Raw genomic sequence first — 7,008 nt, 5'->3', positions numbered from 1 at the left:
ATTTTGAATTTAGTAGTTTTAGGGGGTATACCAATAAGTTCTAATTATTTTCAGAGATAGATTAAATTTGGGAGTGGTATATCTATATATCTGTAAGTTATGGTGAATTAATAGGGGGGATATTAATGGTTAATATACTATTTAGTGAATACAATTTCCATGAAAGATGGGCAAAAGCTACAATAGAAAAATACATAAATTGTAATGATAAGGTTCTGATAATACCATTTTCTTTTAATGAAAAGATAAGTAATGATATAGAATGGCAGTATGCTTACAGTAAAAATAGTGGAAAGTATTACGACAGTGTTATTCTACCATTTTTGAGCTATGGAATTTCAGAAGAAAATATAAACTGGATAAATTATTTTAAAGATACCAAGGAAAATGCAAAAGAAAAGGTGAAAAATAGCGATATAATATTTTTCACTGGAGGATTACCGGATAAAATGATGTGTCGTTTAAAGGAATTCGACTTAATAAATGACATTGAAAAATTTACTGGTGTTATTATAGGCAGTAGTGCTGGAGCAATGATCCAGATAGCAGAGTATTATATTACTCCTGATAAAGACTATGATAAATTTTCATATAATATAGGATTAAATTTGATTAAAGATTTTGGTATTGAAGTTCACTATGAAGAAACAGAAACACAAAAAAATTATATCAATAAAGTATTGAGTGAAAAGAAGGATAGGATATATGCAATTAAGAATACTGGTGGGATAATTATTGATAATAATGAAATTACATTACTAGGAGATATAGAGATATTTGATGGAGAATAGTTCATGCTTTTTTTATGATTTTCATTAAGATTTATACAATTAAATGTAAAAAAACTATGCTAAACGAAGTAATTAGCATAGTTTTTTTATTATTGTAAAGCCGTTATGGATTTGCTGCTATTTTAAACTTTATCTTTTTAAAATAAACTTCTAAAGAATTATTACATTTATTTATAATTATAAATTTGCTAATATTTCTTCAACCATATCTTTTAATTCTTCATCTGAAAGATTATTTAAAGTTTCCTTAATATTATTTAAATCTTCCTTAGTTAAGGTTACTCCGAATTGTGTTCCAAATTCCTCTCTTAACATATCGTCAGGAAGAATTTTAAGATATTCTCTTAAAAATTCTACTCGATTTTCATCAGTCATATTTTTGAAGCAATCATTTAAAAATTTATCGGCTTCTTCAGGAGACATAGATAAGAAGAAGTTTTCTATGAGCTCTTCTCCATCTTTTTTACTCATGCTAGCCAATTTATCATATGATTTCTTAAGTTTTTTATCAGCTTCTTTAGAGTCACCTAAAGATACCTTGAAAAATTCATCGTTAGTAGCTATAGTCCAATGGTTTTTAAAGCTTCTTTTCAAATTTATATCAAGAACCAGCATAGCTGTTTCAGCATTTTTATCTTTCACAGAATCACATATATAATTCAGCTCTATATCTCTACTACGTTCTAAAGTGCAAGTCTTTCCTTCTAATAAATCCTTAACAACTATAGGAATTATATCATTATGTAATCTATCAGCAATAGGTACTAAGTCTATATAATTTACCTTTACTTTTACTTTAGCATTAGTTAAAGTAGTGCGGGACTCTAGTATTTTATATTCTATTCTTGAAGATAAAGCTGTCTGAATTTTTTTATTCATTAAAGTATCATCTAAATCTTTAGAAGCTTCTTCAGTTAATTTGTGATTAGTAAAGTTACTAGCTTCAATAAATCCTTTTGATTTTAGAGTGTTAAAATAATCTTCTACCACTGTTTCAGGGCTTGTACCACAACCTACTAAAGTTAAAGAAAATATTAAAAAGGCACAAATCATTATTAATTTTTTTATTTTATTCATATTTTGTCCTCCATTTTAAGTAAAATATTTTTATTAAATTGAATCGATATTAACTTCATGACTTTTTATATAACTTTCCATAGCGTCATCTAAAAGCTCAGGGGTTATATCATACATATATCCGAATAATATGTTTAAAAAATCATAATCATCAATAATAATCCATTGAATAGTATCTTTCTCTAAACCTAGAACTATTTCAGATGTAGATTTTTTAACATTATTAGATTTAACCTTATTAGCTATGTTGTTTAAAAGAAGTCTACTGTATTCCTCTTCTGAATATACTCCCTCTTCAAGATATACTGGCATAAATTCTTCTGTACAATTTTTTATTATCTCAGGAATGAAAGGTTTTAAATTTAAAGCAGTAACTTTGATTTTTACTGTGGCATTATTATCATTAATGTTACTTTCACATATTTCGTACTCCAAGCTTTCTAATATAGGAAGCATAATATTTTGTACAAGTAACCTATTATTTTCTCTATCAAAATCTTCAACTGAATTAGGATCTAAATCGCCAATAAAAAAGGGGTCATTGATAAGTTCCTCTATATCCGTATTAAATGCATTTTTAAATCTTTTTAAATATATAGATACTGCTTTTTCCGGCGGCAAAGTAAGTTTTGAACAGCCTATCATATTTATAGAAAGAATTAAAATTATACAAATCGTAATTAATTTTTTCAAGTACAAGTCCTCCTTAAATTTCTGGTATTTTTTTAATTAATTTAAAAATTAGTACCAAACAATTATAAAGGATGCTTTGTTATAAAGTAAAGGCTTTCTTTATGGATAATAAAATAAAGGTACCTCTTAAAAGAAGTACCTTATTATAGATTAAAATATTTAATTGATAGTAAAAAATAAAATTTATTAATTGCTTGGAGTTCCCATATCAAAGGACTTTAATTTTTCTACTATCTTATTTAGATTTCCAGCTAATATATCTTCAAGCTGAGTATTTTCATTAACAACCCATTCATTATTTTTTTTCTCTAGAGTCATTTCTATATCAGAAGTCGATTTTTGCGCATTTTCTCCTTTGGATGCATTTATAAGCTCGTTTATAAGAATTCCAGCTATTTCTTCATCAGTAGGTTCTTTTCCATCAAGACCTAATTTCATAGCTTCTCTTATAACTCCACCAAATATATCTCCAATTTTTTCACTAATATCTATAGCGGTAATATTTACTTTTGCTGTAGCACTGTTATCGTTAATAGTAACTTCACCTATTTTATATTCTATGCTATTTGCTATTGGAATCATAAAATCATTGATAAATTTATCAGTATTTTCTTTTCCCATTTCTTTAACAAAGTCCATATTAGGATCATCATTCTCAAAAGCTTTAGCTAAAATTGTATTAACATCCTTAGATGATTTTAAATTTTCAGCTTTTTTTACATTTTCAAAATATTCATTTAAAGATTGCTCTGGTGTCATAGCCTCTTTTTTAGAGCATCCCACTACAGTTAAAGATAATACTATAACTGCAAAAAAAGTAATGATTTTTTTTATTGATTTGTTCATTTACAAATCCCCCTTATAATTTTATATTAGCCGCCTAAAGTCGATTAGCATAGTAACTATCATTTTCTGAAGACGTCTTAAACAATTTAACCCCATTAAAATATTAAAATGATTAGTTAAATATTAACATAAATGCAATATTTAGAACAAAGTTATTATAATATATAATTCCTAATAATGCAAAAATTGTGATGAAAAAAAGAAAATCGTGATAAAATCACGATTTTTAAGCTATATTTAAATTCTCAATTAATCAAGCCTTTGCCTTTTTAATTTTAGTAGGTTTTCCTTTAATATTTATTTCACTTTGAGATTTAAGTAAAGCTTTCCCATAACCATTTAGTATATCTACATGACTATAGGTATCATAAATGTCTATAATTCCTATGGAATCAGCAGGAACATTTCCACTATTAGTTAAAGCACCTACTATGTCTCCACGTCTTATCTTTTTCTTTTTACCACCATTAATATATATTTTAACAATATTATCATTACTAGATGGAGTTTTAATTTTTACTTTAAACTCCTTATTGGGAGAAGATTTAACTTCTTCTTCAGAAGGTGGTGTTTTTACAGGAATTTTCATAGATATATATTCTTCAATAGCTTTTAAGAATTTATCTTCATAAGCCGTTGCAAAGGTTAGGGAAGTACCACTTTCACCAGCACGACCAGTTCTTCCTATTCTATGTACATATGCTTCTACTTCTAATGGAAGGTCATAATTTATAACATGGCTTACTGTAGAAATATCAATACCTCTTGCAGCTACATCAGTGGCAATCATAAATAAATATTTACCTTCTTTAAAACCTTTTATGGTACTTAACCTATCTTTTTGAAGCATGTTTCCATGAATCTCACAAAGGGGAAGATTGTGCTTACTTAATTTTTGGTATACCTCACTAACTCTATCTTTTGTTCTACAAAAAATAATAGCTTGAGTTATATCTTCTGTTTTGATTAAATTCATAAGTAGTTTTAATTTTTTATTATCTTCTACCATATAAAGACCTTGAGATATATTATCTAAGGTTAACTTTTCAGGAGAAATTTCAATTGTAGTGTGAGAAGAATTCATATATTCTTTACTTAAAGCTTTAATTTCCTCAGAAATAGTGGCAGAAAACATCATAGTTTGCCTTTTATGTGGAAGAGATTTTATAATACTTTCAACTTGAGAAATAAAACCCATATTAAGCATCTCGTCTGCTTCATCTATTATAAGATATTCAATATTTTCAACATTAAGAGTTTCTCTGGTAATATGGTCCAAAACTCTTCCAGGAGTACCTACTGCTACGTGAACTCTTTGGGATAATTCTTTTCTTTGAAGAGAAAAAGGTTCTTTACCATATAGAGCTACTGCCTTAATTTTTTTATAAAGTCCTAATTTAGAAATTTCATTTTTTACTTGTATAGATAATTCCCTAGTAGGAGTTAAAATTAAAGCTTGAACTGCATTTTTCTCTGTCTCTAGTCTCTCGCAAAGTGGTATACCAAAAGAAGCGGTTTTACCACTGCCGGTTTGAGACTTTACAATTAAATCTTCTCCTTTAAGTGCTAAAGGAATAACTTTTTTTTGAACTTCAGATGGTGATTCATAACCTATTGAAGTTATAGATTTTATCATATTATGGCTTATATTAAAATTTTTAAAATCATTCATTACCTTACCTCTTATATATAATTTTTAAAGTACTATCATATCATAAATTCTTCATTGTAAGTTGTCAATTCAATAGTTTTAATTTAGAACATTAAAGTACCCCTTGGGAATAATGTAGATTCTTTAGTGTTCCCAAGGGGTAGAGTTAAAATTCATAACAATAATTATCATACTAGTGCCAATTTCTTATATAACATATTCGAGTACTTTTAAATGTTCTATCTTTGACTTTACTATTTTTGCCGGTATTCCAGTAGCAGTACAGTTTTCAGGAATAGACTTTAAGACTACTGCATTAGCACCAATTTTTGAGTTTTTCCCTAAAGTTATAGGACCGAGAACTTTTGCCCCAGCACCAACTAACACATTATCTTCTAAAGTAGGATGTCTTTTACCTTGATCATGTCCTGTACCACCTAAGGTAACACCATGATAAATAGTTACATCATTACCGATTTCAGCAGTTTCTCCAATTACGATACCCATACCATGATCTATAAAAAGTCTTCTTCCTATAGTAGCTCCTGGATGAATTTCAATACCTGTTAAAAACCTTCCAAGCTGAGAAATAAATCTAGCCAAGAAATAAAAACGTATTTTATATAATTTATTAGCCCATCTATAAAGCAATAGGGCATAAAAAGATGGATATAAAAAGCCTTCCAATAAGCTTTTAGCTGCAGGGTCCTTACTTTTAATTGTCTTTAAATCTTCTACTATATATCTAAACATAAAATCACATCCTAATTATAAAAAGTAGAATTAATCATACAGACCCATTGAGAAATATTTTTCTCCGCTGTCTGGTGCAATAGTTAAAATTTTGTAATCTGGTCCTAATTTTTTAGCCATTTCTAAAGCAACATATATATTAGCCCCAGAAGATATACCCACTAAGAAACCTTCTTCGCTAGCCATAAGTTTTGCAGTATTAAAAGCATCTTCATCTTTCACAGTCATTATTGAATCAATTATTTCATCATCATATATTTTAGGAACAAAACCTGCACCTATTCCTTGAATTTTATGAGGAGAAGGCGAACCGCCTGATAAAACAGGGGAGTTAAAAGGTTCAACAGCTATTATTTCTACATTGGAAATTTTTTCTTTAAGCTTTTTACCTACACCAGAAATAGTTCCCCCAGTACCTACACCTGCTATGAAAGCATCTAAATCAGGTATGTCATTTAATATTTCTTCTGCAGTGCTTTCATAATGTTTTTCTACATTGGCAGTATTTTCGAATTGCTGAGGTACAAAGTAGTTCTCATTATTTTTAGCAAGATCTAAGGCCATTTCTATTGCACCTTTCATACCTTTAGTACCTTCAGTTAATACTAATTCAGCACCATAAGCTTTTATGATGTTTCTTCTTTCAACACTCATAGTATCAGGCATAACTATTATAACTTTATATCCTTTGGACCTTCCAATCATAGCTAATGCTATTCCAGTATTACCACTAGTAGGCTCTACAATAACATCACCACTCTTTAAAAGTCCCATTTTTTCAGCTTTTTCTATCATTCCTAGTGCAGCTCTATCCTTAACACTTCCACCAGGGTTATATCTCTCAAGTTTTACATATACCTCTGCCATATCGTTATTTACTAGATTATTAAGTTTTATTATTGGTGTTTGTCCTATCATATCTATTAAATTATTGAATATCATAATAAATCCTCCTTAAATATTTTAATTTTCATGAATTCTTCATTTTTAACTATTAATTCTTAATTTTCAAAGGTTAAGCTATTTCTATAGAAAATTTATTTCCCATAGTATATTTTAAGTTTAAACATTGTATTCCTAGATAGTCTTCCAAACTTAAGTTATAATTTATTCAAGCTGAAAATCCTATTAAATTGTAGAAATTTTGAAACTTAAAAATACATATTAATTCCATAAATTGAAAATGTATTTTTAAAA

Annotated in this window: 7 protein-coding genes; 1 reads left to right on the top strand and 6 read right to left on the bottom strand. The window is 28.0% G+C overall.

The annotated features are described in order from the left end of the window. The first annotated feature begins 125 nt into the window (after nucleotides 1-125). Nucleotides 126-791 (top strand): Type 1 glutamine amidotransferase-like domain-containing protein, encoded by a 666-nt coding sequence (locus B2W91_RS02200; protein ID WP_291578638.1) that lies wholly within the window; start codon nucleotides 126-128, stop codon nucleotides 789-791. 177 nt (nucleotides 792-968) lie between these two features. Here the strand turns inward: B2W91_RS02200 and B2W91_RS02195 are convergent, their stop codons facing one another. The 6 genes from B2W91_RS02195 to cysK form a co-directional block, all read right to left on the bottom strand. Next, entirely contained in the window at nucleotides 969-1,868 is a 900-nt protein-coding gene (locus tag B2W91_RS02195; RefSeq protein WP_291578637.1) for a hypothetical protein, read from the bottom strand. Between the two features lie 33 nt (nucleotides 1,869-1,901). Continuing rightward, a complete protein-coding gene (locus B2W91_RS02190) occupies nucleotides 1,902-2,561 on the bottom strand; it encodes a hypothetical protein (RefSeq protein WP_291578636.1) in 660 nt (219 codons plus the stop codon). Between the two features lie 186 nt (nucleotides 2,562-2,747). Beyond that, entirely contained in the window at nucleotides 2,748-3,407 is a 660-nt protein-coding gene (locus B2W91_RS02185) for a hypothetical protein (RefSeq protein WP_291578635.1), read from the bottom strand. A 253-nt stretch (nucleotides 3,408-3,660) separates the two neighbouring features. Next, nucleotides 3,661-5,079: a DEAD/DEAH box helicase gene (locus tag B2W91_RS02180; protein WP_291578634.1), complete on the bottom strand. Its 1,419-nt coding sequence runs from the start codon at nucleotides 5,077-5,079 to the stop codon at nucleotides 3,661-3,663. A 186-nt stretch (nucleotides 5,080-5,265) separates the two neighbouring features. Beyond that, nucleotides 5,266-5,811, bottom strand: coding sequence for a serine O-acetyltransferase EpsC (epsC, locus tag B2W91_RS02175; RefSeq protein ID WP_291578632.1), 546 nt, complete (start codon nucleotides 5,809-5,811; stop codon nucleotides 5,266-5,268). 30 nt (nucleotides 5,812-5,841) lie between these two features. Further along, nucleotides 5,842-6,753, bottom strand: coding sequence for a cysteine synthase A (cysK, locus tag B2W91_RS02170; protein WP_291578631.1), 912 nt, complete (start codon nucleotides 6,751-6,753; stop codon nucleotides 5,842-5,844). Nucleotides 6,754-7,008 lie beyond the last annotated feature (255 nt).

This window comes from Clostridium sp. UBA6640, from assembly GCF_002455975.1.
Lineage (GTDB): Bacteria > Bacillota > Clostridia > Clostridiales > Clostridiaceae > Clostridium_J.
This window is presented reverse-complemented; position numbering and strand designations above follow the sequence as displayed.